At 52.6% G+C, this 17,836-nt stretch carries 15 protein-coding genes and 1 tRNA gene; 11 read left to right on the forward strand and 5 right to left on the reverse strand.

Going from position 1 to position 17,836, the window contains the following annotated elements:
• Positions 1-422 precede the first annotated feature (422 nt).
• The 4 genes from COA55_RS07190 (at position 423) to cysC (ending at position 5,601) form a co-directional block, all read left to right on the forward strand.
• Entirely contained in the window at positions 423-2,378 is a 1,956-nt protein-coding gene (locus tag COA55_RS07190; RefSeq protein ID WP_363969887.1) for a nucleoside-diphosphate sugar epimerase/dehydratase, read from the forward strand.
• Between the two features lie 238 nt (positions 2,379-2,616).
• Positions 2,617-4,389, forward strand: coding sequence for an SLC13 family permease (locus COA55_RS07195; protein WP_290501181.1), 1,773 nt, complete (start codon positions 2,617-2,619; stop codon positions 4,387-4,389).
• 142 nt (positions 4,390-4,531) lie between these two features.
• On the forward strand, positions 4,532-4,897 hold the full coding sequence (locus tag COA55_RS07200) for a four helix bundle protein (RefSeq protein WP_290501182.1): 366 nt from the start codon (positions 4,532-4,534) through the stop codon (positions 4,895-4,897).
• A 92-nt stretch (positions 4,898-4,989) separates the two neighbouring features.
• Positions 4,990-5,601 (forward strand): adenylyl-sulfate kinase, encoded by a 612-nt coding sequence (gene cysC, locus COA55_RS07205; RefSeq protein WP_290501183.1) that lies wholly within the window; start codon positions 4,990-4,992, stop codon positions 5,599-5,601.
• A 326-nt stretch (positions 5,602-5,927) separates the two neighbouring features.
• On the opposite strand, the gene COA55_RS07210 is transcribed toward cysC, so the two are convergent.
• Positions 5,928-6,134, reverse strand: coding sequence for a hypothetical protein (locus COA55_RS07210; protein ID WP_290501184.1), 207 nt, complete (start codon positions 6,132-6,134; stop codon positions 5,928-5,930).
• A gap of 175 nt (positions 6,135-6,309) precedes the next feature.
• On the opposite strand from COA55_RS07210, the gene galE reads away from it, so the two are divergent.
• The 7 genes from galE to COA55_RS07245 all read left to right on the forward strand — a co-directional run bounded on the left by galE (position 6,310) and on the right by COA55_RS07245 (position 13,996).
• Positions 6,310-7,326: a UDP-glucose 4-epimerase GalE gene (galE, locus tag COA55_RS07215; RefSeq protein ID WP_290501185.1), complete on the forward strand. Its 1,017-nt coding sequence runs from the start codon at positions 6,310-6,312 to the stop codon at positions 7,324-7,326.
• A gap of 145 nt (positions 7,327-7,471) precedes the next feature.
• Positions 7,472-8,461, forward strand: a complete 990-nt coding sequence (locus tag COA55_RS07220; RefSeq protein ID WP_290501186.1) for an NAD-dependent epimerase/dehydratase family protein — start codon at positions 7,472-7,474, stop codon at positions 8,459-8,461.
• Positions 8,462-8,463: 2 nt separating this feature from the next.
• The gene (locus COA55_RS07225) at positions 8,464-9,573 is read left to right on the forward strand and encodes a DegT/DnrJ/EryC1/StrS family aminotransferase (RefSeq protein ID WP_290501187.1); all 1,110 of its coding nucleotides are present in this window, start codon (positions 8,464-8,466) and stop codon (positions 9,571-9,573) included.
• Positions 9,574-9,584: 11 nt separating this feature from the next.
• The gene (locus tag COA55_RS07230; protein WP_290501188.1) at positions 9,585-10,097 is read left to right on the forward strand and encodes an acyltransferase; all 513 of its coding nucleotides are present in this window, start codon (positions 9,585-9,587) and stop codon (positions 10,095-10,097) included.
• A complete protein-coding gene (locus COA55_RS07235; RefSeq protein ID WP_290501189.1) occupies positions 10,094-11,401 on the forward strand; it encodes a hypothetical protein in 1,308 nt (435 codons plus the stop codon). Before COA55_RS07230 ends, COA55_RS07235 begins: the two co-directional genes overlap by 4 nt.
• Before the next feature lies 1 nt (position 11,402).
• Positions 11,403-12,851 (forward strand): oligosaccharide flippase family protein, encoded by a 1,449-nt coding sequence (locus COA55_RS07240; protein ID WP_290501190.1) that lies wholly within the window; start codon positions 11,403-11,405, stop codon positions 12,849-12,851.
• A gap of 47 nt (positions 12,852-12,898) precedes the next feature.
• Positions 12,899-13,996, forward strand: coding sequence for a hypothetical protein (locus COA55_RS07245; RefSeq protein ID WP_290501191.1), 1,098 nt, complete (start codon positions 12,899-12,901; stop codon positions 13,994-13,996).
• A gap of 6 nt (positions 13,997-14,002) precedes the next feature.
• Here the strand turns inward: COA55_RS07245 and COA55_RS07250 are convergent, their stop codons facing one another.
• The 4 genes from COA55_RS07250 to COA55_RS07265 form a co-directional block, all read right to left on the reverse strand.
• Positions 14,003-15,283: an exopolysaccharide biosynthesis polyprenyl glycosylphosphotransferase gene (locus tag COA55_RS07250; protein WP_290501192.1), complete on the reverse strand. Its 1,281-nt coding sequence runs from the start codon at positions 15,281-15,283 to the stop codon at positions 14,003-14,005.
• Positions 15,280-16,344, reverse strand: coding sequence for a glycosyltransferase (locus COA55_RS07255; protein ID WP_290501193.1), 1,065 nt, complete (start codon positions 16,342-16,344; stop codon positions 15,280-15,282). The genes COA55_RS07250 and COA55_RS07255 overlap by 4 nt, the downstream gene beginning before the upstream one ends.
• Positions 16,345-16,496: 152 nt before the next feature.
• Positions 16,497-16,572, reverse strand: a tRNA-Asn gene (locus COA55_RS07260).
• Positions 16,573-16,640: 68 nt separating this feature from the next.
• Positions 16,641-17,831, reverse strand: coding sequence for a pyridoxal phosphate-dependent aminotransferase (locus COA55_RS07265; RefSeq protein ID WP_290501194.1), 1,191 nt, complete (start codon positions 17,829-17,831; stop codon positions 16,641-16,643).
• Between the last annotated feature and the right edge of the window lie 5 nt (positions 17,832-17,836).

Raw genomic sequence — 17,836 nt, forward strand, 5'->3', positions numbered from 1 at the left:
TGTGTTTTGTGGTTTGTAGGTCGAATTAGCCTGAAAGGCGTAATCCGACAGGGGCCCGGCACGTGGAGTGCATCTTGTCATGGCTGTGTTTGATTTGGTCTATGGATGGATGTCGGATTACGTCCTTCGGACTATTTCGACCTACCGGGCTGGTGGGTTGTAGTGTAGCGCTCGTTTGCAACAGATTGAAAAAGATGAGTGATTGCGAGTGAATTATCACAGACCTCAGTATCCGTTTGTCGCCTAATTGTCACGGTTCATGACTAGATTGCCTCGAAATTAGTGCTTTTTACCCGTTGGATATCCTGGAGAACGGCTTATAATGCTCCCCCGGCTAAGTAGTGTGACGAAAATCACAGTCTTATGGCTAAGAGGGACTTTGCCGTGTTAGTCGGCCCTGTGGTCGCATGGATGGACCTGTTATGACGAACAAATATCTCTATTCCCCTGTACATCGGATGGTGTCGCTCTCGCGCGCGGCCAAGCGCCTGATCATGCTTGGTGCGGATGCGCTTGCTGTGCCGCTGCTGCTGTGGCTGGCTTACGCGTTGCGCCTGAATTCCCCCAGTCCTGAGATTGACGATCTTTGGTTGTTGGTGGCGGCGCCTCTGTTGTTGTTGCCTGCCCTGTACGTGTTTGGTTTTTACCGCTCGATCGTGCGCTATCTCGGCGCGGAGGTGGCTTGGTCGATCCTGGCGGGTGTCACCATTACGGTGGTGTTGCTGGCGGCGTCCTCTTACATGGTGTCGGCCTCTACGCCGCGCTCAGTGTTTCTGATTTTCTGGGCGGTGCTGGTGCTCTACTTGGGCGGCAGCCGCTTCATGATGCGCCGCTTCCTCTATAACGTGCTGGGCAAGCGTATTGCCCGTGAAGCGGTGGCGGTGTTTGGTGCCGGTGGTGCCGGTGCCCAGCTGGTTTCGGGCCTGCTTTCTACGGCCGAGCTGCACCCGTTGATGATCGTGGACGACGCGCCCGGTAAGCAGGGTACGCTGCTCTGTGGTGTGCCGGTAGTGGGCCGCCGAGCCCTGGAAAAAGCGGTGGAGCGTGGGGCGATTCGTACTGTGTTGCTGGCGCTGCCTTCAGAAAGCCGGGCCACCCGTATGGCGGTGGTACGCTGGCTGGAAACGCTGAATGTGCATGTGCAGACGGTACCGTCATTTGCGGATATTGCCAGTGGCAAAGCGCGCCTTGAAGAAATCAAGGAAGTGTCCATTGAAGACCTGCTGGGCCGTGACGCTGTCCCGCCCCGGGCGGATCTGCTGACGCGCTGTATCAGTGGCAAGCATGTGCTGGTAACCGGTGCGGGTGGTTCCATTGGCAGCGAGTTGTGCCGGCAAATTCTCAAGTTGCACCCCTCCAAACTGGTGTTGCTGGAGCAGAGCGAGTTCGGGCTGTATGCCATCGAGAAGGAGCTGCGGGCGCTGGCGGGGGCGCGCAGCAAGGATATCGAGATCGAGGCGGTGTTGGGTTCGGTGGTGAACCGGGGCCTGATGGAGCGGCTGTGCCGTGAGCATCGGGTGGATACCGTCTATCACGCGGCCGCGTACAAACATGTGCCGATTGTTGAGGCCAACCCTTCTGCCGGCGTACGGAATAATATTATCGGGACGCTGGAAGCCGCACAGGGGGCCGAAGCGGCCCATGTGAAGCACTTTATTCTGGTGTCCACTGACAAGGCGGTTCGCCCGACTAATGTAATGGGCGCCACCAAGCGTTTTGCCGAGTTGGTGCTCCAGGCTATTGCTGCGCGGGGTTCGGAGACGGTGTTCTCCATGGTGCGTTTTGGCAATGTGCTGGGTTCGTCCGGTTCGGTGGTGCCCCTGTTCCGTGACCAGATTCAAAAGGGTGGGCCGGTGACGGTGACCCACCCGGATGTGATTCGTTATTTCATGACGATTCCGGAGGCTTCCCAGCTGGTGATCCAGGCGGGTGCCATGGCCCAGGGCGGCGAGGTGTTCGTGCTGGATATGGGCGAGCCGGTGCGCATTGTGGACCTGGCGCGGACCATGGTGCATTTGATGGGCATGTCCGTGCGGGATGAGAAGAGCCCGGATGGTGATATCGAGATTGCCTTTTCCGGCCTGCGCCCGGGTGAGAAGCTCTATGAAGAGCTGCTGATCGGTGACTGCAGTACGCGTACCGAACACGAGATGATTATGCAGGCCCATGAAGAAAAGCTGGAATGGGATGAAATCTCTTTCGCTCTGGAAGCCTTCCGCAAGGCGTTGAACCGCGCTGACCAGGATGCCCTGCGGGCTTTGCTGCGTAGCTATGTGAATGGGTACGAGCCGAGCGGAGTGAGCGTAGAGGCGCCCAAAAGCGCGCCCAGCCGTGAATTACCGGCGATGGTGGCGAAAACCGCCAGCGCGGTGGAATAGCTTTTCCTGATAATGTCGGATTACGCCTTTCAGGCTAATCCGACCTACAAGATCCACTCACCCGTAGTTTCGTAGGTCGAATTAGGCGCAGCCGTAATCCGACATTATGCTGTGGGTGTTGGTTTTTGCTTATATTAAATTTGACTAAGCTCTCCCTTTTTATATTCCCTTTGCCCTGTAAAATGCCCTTTTTGCTGCGCGGTTTGTCGCGCGGCTTGGGTTCTGTCTGGTTCATCTGATGACGCTGGAAATACTGATAACACTGCTGATTGTGTTGGCTGTGCTGGGGGCGCTGGCTAGCAACCGTGTGCCTGCGGATATGACCATGATGGCGGCGCTGGTACTGGTGCTGGTCACGGGTATCATTTCCCCGGGCGAGGCGCTGTCCGGTTTTGCCAACCCTGGCTTGATGACCATTGCGGCGCTGTACGTGGTGGCGGCTGCCTTGCGGGATACTGGCGCCATTTACTGGGTAGCGCACCGGTTGCTGGGCCAGCCCAAGTCCGTACTTTCCAGCCAATTTCGGTTGATCGCGCCGGCGTCCATTCTGAGTGCCTTCCTGAACAACACCACGGTTGTGGCGATGATGATTCCTGCGGTGCAGGAATGGGCGCAACGCTTGCGGTTGTCTGCCTCTAAACTGCTGTTGCCGTTGAGTTATGCGGCTATTCTCGGCGGTACCTGTACGCTGATTGGCACTAGCACCAATCTGGTGGTGGATGGCCTGGTACAGGAGAAAGGCCTGCCGGCGTTCGGCATTTTCGATGTGGCCTGGGTGGGCGTGCCGGTGTTGCTCGGCGGTGCGGCCTTCATGTTGCTGGTCAGCCGCTTCTTGTTGCCGAACCGGGCGAGTATGGCGTCCCAGTGGGAAGATGCCCGTGAGTACCACGTTGAGATGCTGGTGGCGAAAGGCAGCCCGCTGGCAGGGCGTACCATTCAGGATGCTGGGCTGCGCAATCTGACCTATGGCTTTTTGACCGATATTCAGCGCGACGAACGCTTGTTTACGGCGGTTGGCCCGGAAATGACGCTGCAGGAAGGTGATCTGCTGGCGTTTGTCGGGGTGCCGGAGTGTGCGCGGGAGCTACAACGTATCAACGGTTTGCAGGCCGCCCATGGTGGGGCTCACAAATTGGGCTTGAATAACCACCAACGCCACCTCGTGGAAGTGGTACTGAGCCCGGAGTTCCCTGGCATTGGCCGTTCGGTGAAGGAAACTGGCTTTCGTACCCGCTACCAGGCGGCAATTTTGAGTATTAGCCGTAACGGGAAGCGAGTGCCTGGCAAGGTGGGCGAGCAGAGTTTGAAGGTAGGGGACACCCTGCTGCTGGAAACCAGCCAGCAGTTTGTCGAGCAATATCAGTATCGTCGCGATTTCATGCTGGTCAGCCCGTTGAAGGATTCCACCCCCCCGGACTTTCGTCGGGCGCCGCTGGCCGTTGCGGTGCTGGTGGCCATGGTGATGGCGAATGTGTTGGGGCTGGCCTCGACCCTGGAGGCGGCCATGTTTGCTGCAGGGCTGATGATCGCCCTGCGCTGTGTCACCGTGAACCGCTCGCGGATGAATGTAAGCGTCAACCTGCCGGTACTGGTGGTGATTGGTGCGTCGTTTGCGCTGGGTAAAGCCATGGAGTCCAGCGGCGCGGCTGCCTGGATTGTAGAGCAGGTGATTCCGGAGGGCGGTCTGTCGCCCTTTATGGCGCTGGTGATCATTTATTTGCTCACGGCCGTGTTTACCGAAATGATCACCAACAATGCTGCCGCCGTGCTGGTTTTTCCTATTGCCATTGGCGTTGCTGAACAGCTGGGCGTCAGCCCCATGCCCTTTATCGTTGCCGTCATGTTCGCCGCTTCCGCGAGCTTCATGACTCCGCTGGGTTACCAGACCAACCTTATGGTAATGGGGCCGGGAGGCTACACGTTCCGGGATTACCTGAAAATCGGGTTTCCGATGAGTGTGGTGGTGGCGGTGATCAGCCTTAGCGTTATTCCGATGGTTTGGGGGTTTTGAAAGTTTCGAGCTACGAGCTACGAGCTACGAGCTACGAGCTACGAGCTACGAGCTACGAGCTACGAGCTACGAGCTACGAGCTACGAGCTACGAGCTACGAAAAAATAGATAGGAAAAACCAAAAAAGTTCCCAAGGATGGGAGTGACCATAAATATGGAGGGAGCAAGGATGCGCCTAGAGAATTTGGATATTTGGCGTCGGTCAGTGGATTTAAGTGTTGAGATCTATCAACACTTTGCTGGGCACCGTGACTTCGGGTTTAGGGATCAGATAACCCGATCCTCGCTGTCCTTGCCTTCGAATATTGCAGAGGGCTTCGAGAGAGCTTCTGACAAAGAGAAAGCGTTGTTTCTGAACTATGCCAAGGGTTCGGCGGGTGAATTGAAGACTCAGCTAATTGTTGGCAGCAGGATCGGCTATATCCCTGATGCGATGAGCAAAAGGTGGGGCGATGAAGTTGAGCAGTTATCGAAAATGCTGTTCGCGATCATGCGCAAGTTGAAGTGATTTTATGGTGCTGGGCCAAAGGCCCGGTTGTGTTTTTCTAGCAGCTAGAAGCTCGCAGCTAGCCGCTGCTCTTCGAACAAAGTGAGGTATCTATGTCTTCTCCATACCAGGAAAAAGCAAACGAATCCAAAGCCCATGTCGTATGGCATGAGTCCAATGTGTCCAAGGCAGACCGCGCCAAGGTTAAAGGGCAGAAACCGAAGTGTATCTGGCTGACAGGCCTCTCCGGTTCCGGTAAGTCCACGCTGGCGAATGCGTTGGAAGTGGCGTTGACCGAACAGGGTAACCATACCTACCTGCTGGATGGCGACAATGTACGCCACGGCCTGAACAAGAACCTGGGCATGAGCGATGAAGACCGTACCGAGAATATCCGCCGGGTGTCTGAAGTGGCCAAGTTGATGGTGGATGCGGGTTTGATTGTGGTGACGGCCTTTATTAGCCCGTTCCGCGCAGACCGTGATGCAGCCCGTGAGTTGTTTGAAGATGGCGAGTTCGTGGAAGTGTTTGTGGACGCGCCGCTGGAAGAGTGTGAGAAGCGTGACCCGAAAGGCCTGTACCAGAAAGCGCGCCAGGGCATTATCAAGGAATTTACCGGTATCGATAGCCCCTACGAAGCGCCCGCCAAGCCAGAGCTGGTGATCAACACCGCTGAGAACGATATCGAAGCCTGTGTAAAACAACTGATCGCTGCGATCGTTTAAGGTTTATTGGCTAAGCAGGATGTCGGGCTGCGCTTTTTAGGCTGATTCGGCCTGCAAAACAAGACTATTCGGCTAGCTGGTTTTACGTAGGTCGGATTAGGCGTAGCCGTAATCCGACACAGTACAGTGGTTGAGTTTGCCCTCAGGCCAAGGATGGCCTGTCGCTCATCCCTGTCAGGAAACCACAAAACCGTCTTCATATCCGCGCCTGAGCGGACTCCCTCATAGTTATCACTACGGCGCGGTGTGATCGGTTCTGCCCATGAGTGGGTGGTAAGCGATAGCGTTTCGGCACTCATCGATTGTGGTTTGTTCCAGGAACGCGGTCATTCAACGCTGGTAAGCATGGGGTATACGGTAATTCGGCCATCGGTATGTCGGTCCTCGACAGCAATCCTTACATCCTCGTAGCCAAACGCATCAGCCAGTTGCCGGGCGTGTTCCCAGCTATTGGCCGGGTAGGGGTGTGAGGTCAGCTCAACGGTATCCCCGGTGCTGAAGGTATGGCGGAAACTGGAGCGATAAAATGGCATAGTAGGCCTATCTGTCGTGGTTATCGTTTGTGGCGGAGGCGGCACTGAATGTTCTGGGTTGCCGCAGGTCCAATAGCCACCTTATGTGGTTGAATGATTCCGGTGTGTCATCCACAAACCACTGTTTGAGTAAGACAAGTCTGAGGCGGAGGCCGACGACTCGGAGGCGTAAGCGATGAAAAGTATCCTGGTAACGGGCGGTGCGGGTTATATCGGGTCTCATACCGTTTTGTTGTTGCTGGAAGCTGGGCATCAGGTGGTGGTGTTGGATAATCTAAGCAACAGTAGTCGGGAGAGCCTGGTCCGTGTGGAACGGCTTACCGGCAAATCCGTAACCTTTGTACAGGGCGATATTCGTGATACCAGCGGCCTGGATGCCCTGTTCTCAGCCCATGATATTGCGGCAGTAATCCATTTTGCTGGCCTCAAGGCGGTGGGAGAATCTGTCGCCATGCCGCTTGCCTACTACGACTGCAACGTGACGGGAAGCCTCCGGTTACTTGAGGCGATGGAGCGTGCCGGCGTACGCACCATGGTCTTCAGTTCTTCAGCGACGGTCTATGGCGATCCTGCAACGGTCCCGATCCGGGAAGACTTCCCACTTAGTGCGACGAACCCCTACGGTGCGACCAAGCTGCATATTGAGGACATGCTCCGTGGTCTCTACGCTAGTGATAACCGATGGCAGATAGCTCTTCTACGCTACTTCAACCCCGTAGGGGCCCATGAAAGCGGTCAGATTGGTGAAGATCCCAACGGCATACCTAACAACCTGATGCCCTTTATTGCCCAGGTGGCTGTAGGTCAACGGGATAAATTGAGTGTCTTTGGCGATGACTATCCCACTCCGGACGGTACTGGGGTGAGAGACTATATACATGTCATGGATTTGGCGCAGGGGCATTTGGCGGCAGTGCAAACCCTGCAGGACAAAGGGGGGTTGATTACCACCAATCTCGGTACTGGCCAGGGCTACAGTGTGCTGGAAATGGTGAAGGCGTTTGCAGAAGCTTCTGGAAGGCAGGTCCCCTACGAAATTGTCGGCCGGCGGCCTGGAGATGTGGCGCAGTGCTATGCTGACCCGTCTCATGCCTTTTCGGTGCTTGGCTGGAGGGCGGCGCGAAATATTGATGATATGTGTTGCGATCATTGGCGTTGGCAGAAAAATAACCCAGCTGGATATGCTGGCTGACTACGCATTGATATAGATAGCCGGTAGAATGCTTGGTCAGCCGCCCATGAGGGGGGCTTGCAATGAAGGTATGCCCTTGGGGGTGTGTCGTCATTCCCTCCACTAAAACACAGCACAGAGCATTAACCCCGTTATAGGTACAGTTATGATTCAAGGAAAAACGATCTTTATTACCGGTGGCGCCGGGTTTATTGCAAGCATGTTGATCTCCCGTCTGGCTGATAACAATAAAATAGTGGCGTACGACAACTACACTCGAAACACCTTGAAAGACACGCCGTATGCTTCTCACCCCAATGTTCGACAGATAAAAGGCGATGTGCTGGATTTGCCAGCGCTTAAAGCTGCGATGGCAGGGTCGGATCTGGTCGTACATGCAGCAGCAATTGCTGGCATCGAGTCCACCGTGCGTAGCCCGGTGACCACCATGCAGGTGAACATGCTGGGGACAGCTAATGCTTTGCAAGCGGCAAAGGAAGTTGGAGGAATTGAGCGTTTTGTTGAGTTCTCTACTTCGGAGGTGTTTGGCTCGTACGCGTTCAAAGTGGATGAGCTTCAACAAACTGTTACCGGGGCTGTAGGCGAAGCCCGTTGGACCTACGCGGTCAGCAAGCTGGCTGGTGAGCATCTCGCTCACGCTTACTACAAGGAGTTCGGACTGCCGACGGTGACTGTTAGACCGTTTAATGTGTATGGGCCAGGGCAGACTGGTGAAGGTGCGATTTCTATTTTTGTCCGTAAAGCTCTTAATAATCAGGATATTACCATTTTTGGGGATGGTGCCCAGATCCGTGCCTGGTGCTATGTTGACGATATGGTAGACGGTGTCCTGGCTGGCCTTGAGCACCCGAATGCTGTGGGAGAATCATTTAATATTGGTAACTCTCGGGCCGTGACCACCATTTATGGTTTGGCTCAGGCCGTATGTCATGTCACTGGCAGTCAGTCAAAGATTGTTTTCAAGGATGCATTATCGGCGGATATTGAATTGCGAATCCCTAAGGTCGGAAAAGCCAAAGAGTTGATTGATTTTGAGGCCAAGGTCGATCTGGAGGAGGGGCTGCGTAACACTGCGGCCTGGATTGCTGAGAACGAGAATGTTCTGCCGGAACTCTCGGATCTGTTCAAGAGTTGATCATGCTGAAACTTTCGCAACCTAATATAAGCGAGGAAGCCATTGCCGGCGTTGTTGACGTGCTGCGTAGTGGCTATCTGGTTCATGGACCGGAGAGCGAGGCTTTTGAGGTTGCCCTTGCAGAATATCTGGGCTGCCATAGTGTGATTCTGGTGTCCTCCGGCACGGCGGCTTTGCATGTCTCGCTGCTGGCCATGGATATCGGCCCAGGTGATGCGGTGCTGGTTCCTGATTTCACTTTTCCGGCCTCAGCAAATGCGATCGCACTGACTGGTGCTCGTCCGGTCATTGTAGATGTGGAGCCGAGTAGTTACACGATATCGGTTGCTGCATTGGAAGATACTATCCGATGCTGGGATGGCCCAGAGATGCTCAAAGGAATAATGCCGGTCCATGAGTTTGGTGCTGTTGCTGACATGGGAAAAATAAGAGCCCTAGCCAGTCAATATAGCCTACGTATTATTGAAGATGCTGCCTGTGCTCTGGGAGCAAGGGGTGCTGATGGAAAAGTAGGAAAAACTGGTGAGGCTGCCTGTTTTTCGTTTCATCCACGTAAAACCCTAACCACCGGTGAAGGGGGCGCCATTGCGACAAGTAGCCCCGAGCTTGCGGACAGAATGCGCCGTTTGCGGAACCATGGAATGGAGCGAACCGCTGCTGGTATGCGGTTCATGGAGCCGGCAACGAATTATCGTATGACCAATTTTCAGGCAGCTCTGGGACTGCGACAGCTTCCCCATTTGGATGAATGGATCGGAAAGCGCCATCGTCTGTATCAGAGTTACCAAAATGGTTTGGCGCTTTTGGTCGCTGAAGGTAAGTTGTTTGTTCCAAAGATTGAGACAGGGCACAGTCTGCAAACGTTTATGGTTGTTCTTGCCTCGCGGTTTGATAGAGCAGAGGTGATCCATGCACTGAGAGAACGCGGTATTGAGAGCAATCTCGGGGCACAGAGTCTTAGTGCCATTGGCTTATATGGTAAACCAATTCTGCCCTCTATTAACGGTGGTGTTCTGGCAGATAAAGGCTTGGCACTCCCCATGTTCGAGCAACTGGATGAGAATGACATATCCGTTGTCTGTGCTGCTATGGCCGCTGTTCTGGCCGATTAAGGGGCACGACCATGACGCTTCTGGATGAAATCAAAGCTCTTTGGATAAAGCAGCGTGAGTCTCTGAATCAGCGGTTTCATCGGACTTTGCCATTCGCCGATTATTTTGTTGATCGTTGGGAAAAGGCCAGATTTCTGGGCTTTGGTGAAGGGACGTCGGTGTACGACAGCTGCCTGGTCTTTGGTGATGTCACTGTGGGTGAGCATACTTGGGTTGGCCCTTTCACGATTCTGGATGGCTCTGGCGGCGGGCTGATAATTGGCTCTCATTGTTCCATCTCTGCTGGCGTGCAGATTTATACTCACGATACGGTTAGTCGCTCTCTCAGTGGTGGCAAGGCGCCGATCGAGGCCTCGCCTACAAAAATCGGCTCGAATTGCTATATCGGCCCGAATAGTGTGATCGCCATGGGGGTGACAATAGGGGACGGAGTGGTCATAGGGGCGAACAGTTTAGTTATGCAGGATGTGCCTGCCGGAATGAAGGCCTATGGAACGCCTTGCCGGGTCGTTGGCGAAGCATGATGAGAGTGCCAAGAAAACCCGAAGTTTTTATCGGTCCCATGGAAATTGCGGGAATAGCGTCTGGGCTTGAGAATGGGTTTCACCAACTTGGTGTTTCAGCAAGAGTGTGTCTGGCCTATCCGCACCCATACGGATACTCGTCTTCCTCCCCAAAAGGTATTTTGGCAGCTTGGCAGAAGGCCGGCAGTAAGGTTCTGAAATATCGGAGCAAAAGGACCCCGGTTGCTGCATTCTGGTTGCTCTGGCACAAATTGCTGTCTTGGCCTGTATTGTTCTTTTCCTTATTCCGTTTTAATACCTTCATTTTTCTGTTTGCGCAGACAATTACTAATACAGAGTTCGAGCTCTGGATATTGAAGCGTTTGAGAAAAACTGTTGTTTTCATATATTCAGGGACAGAGTCAAGGCCTCCTTACATTAATGGTGGTTTTTTTCCGGCAGGGGGTGATGCTCCAGATCTTCTCCTTGCGTTAAAAATGACACGCAAGGTCAAAAGAGTAGTTCGCCGAAATGAGCGGTATGCGGATTACACTATTAACTCCCCATCGACTGCCCAGTTCCAAGAAAAGCCGTTTATTAACTGGTTTTCGATTGGGATCCCAAAGACGATTCCTGTAGTTAAAGCGTATGAAAAGAAAGAGGGTAAAAGGTCTATAAAAATTGTTCACAGCCCCTCGCACCCTGTTTTGAAGGGGTCGGCATTGATTGAGGAGTGTGTTGGGCGCATGCGAGCAAAAGGCTATCAGATTGATTTTGTTCGATTGGAGGGAGTGTCAAACGATGAAGTGCTGGATGCACTCACATCTTGTGATTTTGTGATTGACCAACTTTACTCCGATACTCCTATGGCTGTGCTGGCCACTGAAGCGGCATTTTTCGCGAAACCTTCTGTTGTGGGAGGGTACTTTTCCCAGGACGTTAGCGAGATGTTGGCGGAAGAAGATTTGCCCCCATCGTGTTTTGTGATGCCTGAAGCACTTGATGCCGCAGTAGAGCGGCTTATCGTTGATAATGATTATCGGCAACAGCTTGGGATGGCTGCACAGAGTTTTGTGCTTAAAAAATGGAATAGTCTCGCGGTTGCTGAGCGGTATTTGCAGCTGATTAGCGGCGATGTTCCTGCTGATTGGTGGTTTGACCCGATTAATGTTCGCTATAGCGCTGGTTGTGGTATGCCAGATTACCAGGCTGCGAGAATGATAGGTTTGATGGTTGATCGATTTGGCACTGAGGCGTTGCAGTTAGAGGACAAGCCGAGATTACGTGATCTGTTTCTGGCTATGTCGAAACGGCGGCAGGGTTGAGATGTATAGAGGGGTAATAAGGGATAGCCTGGTTTATGGGGTTGCATCCTTGCTCACGCGTGGCCTCGCTATTCTTCTTCTCCCCATTTATACCCGAGTTTTAAGTACTAGTGAGTACGGGGCTTATGACCTCATTGTTAGTTTGGGGGGGCTGGCGAATGTTACCGTCGCTCTTGAAGTGACACAGGGTTATGCTCGCTTGCAGGCAGATGCGAATGAGGAAAGGCGCAAAGAGTTAGGAAGTACTGCGTTGCTATTTGTTTTAGTAATGTACTCGGCTTTTCTTTCCCTGTGTTTGTATTTTGATGTAACACTTACCCGCCTTTTACTTGGCGATACTGAATTTGTTTCGGCCTTTCGTTGGGGGATGCTATTTGTTACCGCCAACGGCATTTATATGTTTATGCTTAATCAGCTTCGGTGGGACCTTAAAAGCAAACAATATGCGCTGGCCAGTTTACTGTATGCTCTGACGACTTTATTGGTGTCTTTTTTCTTGTGCCTTGTTATGGAGTATGGGCTTACAGGTGTCGTAATTGCCCAATTCTCTGCTGCGGTGATTGGTGCTCTTTGTTGTTTGTTCTTCTCCTATGGTAATTATCTTGCAGGCAGGAGCCTTGGTTTACTCAAGGGTATGCTGCGTTTCTCTATCCCTCTGGTTCCTGCTAGCCTTGCCGTTTTTATCAACCTCTATGCCAGCAGGATAGCATTAAAACATTTTTCAAGCCTGGATGATGTTGGCTTGTATGCCATTGCGAGTCGGCTTGGGGGGGCTTCATTGTTAATGGTCGTAGGTGTTCAGGCTGCATTGACTCCGCTTATTTATCGTCAGTATCAAGCCCCAGAAACACCTGGCAGAATCGCGACCCTTTTTCATGGATTTCTTGCAATCGCGTTGCCAGGGTGTCTTGTGCTATCAGTGTTCGCTGAGGAACTTATTGCAATTTTCTCTACTCATGAATTTCATAAGGCGGCCCCGCTGGTTTCTATCCTTGCTCCGGCGATGTTGGCTTCGCAGCTGTATGTCTTTGCGCCGGGTATTGCTATTCGAAAGAAGACCCATTGGCAACTGTTGGTAACTATTGCGGCCGCAGTGGTAAGCATCGCTGGAAACCTGATTCTTGTGCCTCTGTATGGTGCGTATGGTGCTGCTATTACCTTGGTGCTTTCTACTGCCGCGTTCCTTGTGATATGGGTGCTTTTTAGTCAGTCCTTTTATCATGTTCCCTTCCAGTGGGGGCGTGTTCTAGGATGTTTAGGGGTGTATGCACTGCTGGCTTTTTGGGGAGCAAGGGTCGATTCTGGAGAGTGGGGCGCGATAGCCGTGATGGGTGTTAAGTTATTGTTAATATTAGGAATGATAGCGGCTGTTCTTGTTTGCGGGTTCATCGACAAAAAGTATCTAGGTATATTGATAAGAAAGGTTCGTCGCTTTACCAGTGAGAAGTAGCTAGTCCGGGTGGCCGGTCTGATAGTGAATATTTAAGTTGCTGATTAATGAAAATAGTGCATTTAACGGTTGTTCGAGAGTTGCCAGGTGGTATCAAAAAACAGCTATTGTGTGAGTATCAGTCTGCGCGTGATACGCAGAGTTATGTCTGGGAGACGCTTGCCTGGCATGACTACCCTGCTGAAAGCCCATTTGTACATCAAGTTCCAAAGTGTTTCCGCTTCATCTTTCTTCGGCAGTTTTTCGCTTGGTTTCTTATTCTGAAGTTGTCACGTCAGTGTGATTATATTCTGGTAAGGCATATGCCTTTTGATATCTTCAGTCTCTTTTTTTCTCCTTTTTTTAGAAATCGAATTACGGTTCATCATACCAAGGAAGTCGAAGAAATGGTGCTGGTGAGGCCGGGCTGGAAAGGTAGAATGGCGTCTCTTCTTGAGAATTATGCTGGTCGTTTTGCTCTTAAGCGAAATTTTGCCATTGCTGGGGTTACACAGGAAATAGTTGACTATCAATGTCTACGAGCTGGTGGCCTGGTGCCTGGTTTTGTGTATCCAAATGGCATTGACACTAATTCAGTAGCCCTGCTTGATGATTATCGTTCAGGTGGGACGTTTAACCTTGCGTTCATTTGCACAGAATTTTCATCTTGGCATGGTTTGGAACGCTTGTTTGATAGCGTACAGGTGAGCATGGATGCAGATTGCGCAATCACGATTAAGGTGCACCTTATCGGCAGGCTGTCTGAGCACCAGAGAGAGATCATCAATGGGAGTGACGTCTTGACCAGCGTTTTCGTGGAGCATGGTGTCTTATCAGAGAATGAATATAGAGCGGTGATGAATATCTGCGATGCGGGTATAGGCTCTCTTGCATTGGAGGAAAAGGGTCTTCGAGAAGCTTCAACGCTAAAGGTTAGAGAGATGTTGGCGATGGGGTTGCCCGTGGTGTCAGGCCATGTGGACTCATCATTGCCTGAGGATTTTCCTTTTTATGAGGTTTACCCAGAAGGGAATGTAGATCTGAAGAAGGCGGCCAGGTTGTTCGGCGGAAGGAAGTTTGATCGTCAGGAAGTTCGGATGGCGGCAGAACCTTTCATTACCAAGGCAAATGCGATGAAAGGTGTTGTTGATTTTCTAGTCTCTTAGACTAGATTATCGTGCCCCAAACCCGGTAAGGACCGTTCTGATAGTCTTGATAATTATCAGAAGGTCGAGCCACAGCGACAGGTGCTTGATGTAGTAAAAGTCATGCTCGACTTTTTCACGGGTGCTTTCGGTGCAGGTGGCATATCCCTGCATTACTTGCGCCCAGCCTGTAATGCCGGGTTTTACGGTGTGCCGGTAACTGTAGAAGGGGACCTCCTCTTCGAATTTTTCAACGAAACCTGGCTGTTCGGGTCTGGGCCCAATAAGGCTCATATGACCAGTGAAGACGTTGATGAACTGAGGAAGTTCGTCCAGCCGTAGCTTTCTAATGATAGCGCCCACTCGGGTAATTCGGTGCTGGTCCATGTCGGCAAATCGTGGAGTTTGATCGTCACAGATTCGCATCGAGCGAAATTTGTACATTTTGAAGGTCTTGTTTTTCTGACCGACTCTTTCCTGAATAAACATTGCTGGGCCTTTTGATTCAAGGCGAATCACTAAGGCGAGAATGATGCAGGCTGGTGTGATGAGTGGGAGTATCAGTATTGTAATTAGTAGATCCATCGCTCGTTTGACGAGTTGGTATCCCTGGCTTGGGTGGAACGAGTCCATATCATGGATGTTTAGTTTGTTTAGGCTGACCTTTCCTGAGAGTGCCTCGATAAAGGATTTCGTTGCAATCACAGGAAGGCCGGTGGAGCTGTGTTTGGCGATAAAACGAAGCCATTCGTTCGATAGTTCCTGATCCACATCGACGATGATTCCATCGTATCGTGTGGTTTCAAGGTCTGGTTTTTCCAGCGCCCTGATGACGACATTGGTGTCGTTGAATGTGGGAATAGATTCTCCGTAAGGAATCCAGGCAAATTTTAGATTTCGATAATGCCGGCTGATCAGGAAATTTGCCGCTTGCGCAATGATTATCAAGGCAAAACCGCTAAACAGTGTACTGCGTGAATAGCCAAACCGAAGAGCAAGAATGACCAGAATGCTGAGTCCCATGAGTGAAAGGCTGATCGAGAGGCTGTAAGGGATGCTGCGTCCGCCGGGAAAGCGGATGAGTTTGCGACTCAGAAGTGCGTAGCCTAAATAGATGAGCGCCAGTGTGATTTGGGAATTGATGACGTTGGGATCATACTCAAGGGTTATTTTGCCAAAAGTGAAAATCTGACTTCCCAGTAGAATAAAGAGTAGCCCTGCGACATGGCCAATAACCGGGTTCAGCAGGAGGCGCTCATGTAAGCGGGTATGTCGAGCTGGATTGATAGGCAGTTTTTCAGTGGTCACTGGTGGTCTCTGTTGGTTTGAGGCAAATAGGCGGCCAGATATGACTCCTTGAGAGGTTCGAGCCAGGCATCCTTTGCGGTGTCTTGGGCGTTGTCCAGGTATTCATTTTGCGAGGTTATGAGTGCCTGTATGGCCTTGATAATCGCATCTTGGTCGTTGCTGCAAAGGAGCCCATTTGGCTTTTCAGGCCTTATGAGTTCTCCGCACCCTCCCACGTCACTCATTAACAAAGGAATGCCTGCGGCTTTGGCCTCCAGAGCGGACATGGGAAGCCCTTCGCTGTCTGATATCAGGCACAGAGCGTGATGTTCATGATAGTGATTGAAGTCTCTAATCTCACCCATGAAATGAATGTTGCCGGATTTCAGTAGTTCAAGCTTATTTCGTTGCGGGCCGTCGCCGATTACCGTTAGCTGCACTTCCTCTGAGGAAAAGCTACGGACCGCTGTGATAAGCAGATCTGGCCGCTTGGGGTGCGCAAGCCTTCCCAGGTAAAGTAGCCGCAGTGGTCTGGCTGGGGGAGGGGGAAGGGGGCCGGTTGGGCGAGGCGTTCGGTTAAGGATTGTGATTTGTTTCTTGGCAGGTATTCGAATGTGCTCGGTGCTTTTTGTTTCATCCGCTTTTGAGACGTTAAGGATTAGGTCGGTCAATCTACTGAGTGAACGCTCTATCAAAGCGTAGAGCTTGGCGAGTTTGCCGCCGTTGTAGATAGCAGACCATCCATGAGAAACGTATATGACCCTTAGCTTTGGCAATAGTAACTTGACGAGCCGTGCATAAATACCGGCGTTGGCCGAGCTGGCGACTAGAGTCTGGATGTTATGCGATGCCAGATAATCTTTCAGCTGCAGAAGGCCAGAGAGGGATGGGAGTCGCTTTTGCATAGCGTTGAGAACCATGCTTTCGCCTGTGTGGGTGTCAGTCAGCCAGCCGCTGTCACCACAGATCAGGTGTGGGGTCAGATCGCCTTGAAGGAGTCGGATTTGATCCAGTGTCCAGCGCTGTGCGCCGCCTACTTCGGCTTTGGTAATTATGAAGCCGACATGAGGCCGGTTTTTCATTGTCTGGGCTCGTCCCTAAGTAAAGCTGGCTATTGTCCCATTTTCATTGGTGAAGGGAAATTGCTGTCAGGGACCTCGGAAACGCTGGAGGAGCGACCGATCAGTACACAAAGAAAAAGTCCGGCACCTTGCGATACCGGACTTTCCTTATTTGGCTCCGCCTGCTGGGCTCGAACCAGCGACCCAATGATTAACAGTCATTTGCTCTACCAACTGAGCTAAGGCGGAATGTCTTGAGGCGCGTATATTAGTGACGCCTCCCGGGGTCGTCAACACCCCGGGGGTGCGTTTGTTGCTTATTTAGCCAATGCCTGCTCAATCCGGCGGATAGCTTCTTTCAGGGTGTCCATGCCGACGGCGAAAGACAGGCGCATGCAGCCCGGTGCGCCGAAGGCGGAGCCGGGCACCAGCGCTACTTCTGCCGTTTCCAGCAGCAGGGTGGCCAGGTCGGTGTCGGATTCCACTCCATCCATGTTGGCAATGGCCTCGGAGAAGTCCGGGAAGGCGTAGAAGGTGCCGTCACCCTGGGCGCATTTCACGCCGGGCAGGGCATCCAGAGCCGCGGTCAGGTAGTCGTGACGCTCCTTGAAGTGCTTGACCATCTCGTCCACGCAGCCCTGATCGCCTGCCAGCGCCGCTTCAGCGGCGGCCTGGCTGATGGAGGCCGGGTTGGAGGTGGACTGGGACTGGACCTTCTTCATGGCCGCAATCAGCTTCTGCGGGCCGGCTGCGTAGCCGATGCGCCAGCCGGTCATGGAGTAGGCCTTGGAGACGCCATTCATGACCACGGTGCGGTCGTACAGCTCCGGGGTAGCATTGACGATGTTGATGAACGGCTTGCCGGTCCACAGGATGTGCTCGTACATGTCGTCGGTGGCGACGATGATGTTCGGGTGTTTCTTCAATACTTCACCCAGTGCGGCCAGCTCTTCCAGGGAATAGGCCATGCCGGACGGGTTGGACGGGCTGTTGATCACGAACAGGCGGGTTTTCGGCGTAATCGCCGCTTCCAGCTGTTCCGGGGTGATCTTGAAGCGGCTGTTTACGTCCGTTTCGAGGATTTTTGGTACGCCGCCGGCAACCAGCACCATGTCCGGGTAGCTTACCCAGTAAGGCGCGGGGATGATGGCTTCGTCACCGTCATTCAGCAGGGCCAGGGCCATGTTGAAGAAGCTCTGCTTGCCACCGCTGGAGACCAGCACCTGGCCGGGCTCGTAGGACAGGCCGTTATCGCGCTGGAACTTGTCGATAATGGCTTTTTTCAGGCCGGGAGTGCCGTCTACCGGGGTATATTTGGTTTTGCCGGCTTTGATTGCTTCAATGGCGGCGTCTTTAATATGATCCGGCGTATCGAAATCCGGCTCACCGGCACCCAGCCCAATAATGTCTTTACCCTGTGCGCGCAATTCACCGGCTTTGGCGGTGATGGCAAGGGTGGGAGACGGCTTGATGCGTTGTACGCGGTCGGAAAGGCTGATATCGGACATGCACT

It is taken from the genome of Alcanivorax sp., assembly GCF_002733835.1.
Taxonomy (GTDB): Bacteria; Pseudomonadota; Gammaproteobacteria; order Pseudomonadales; family Alcanivoracaceae; genus Alcanivorax.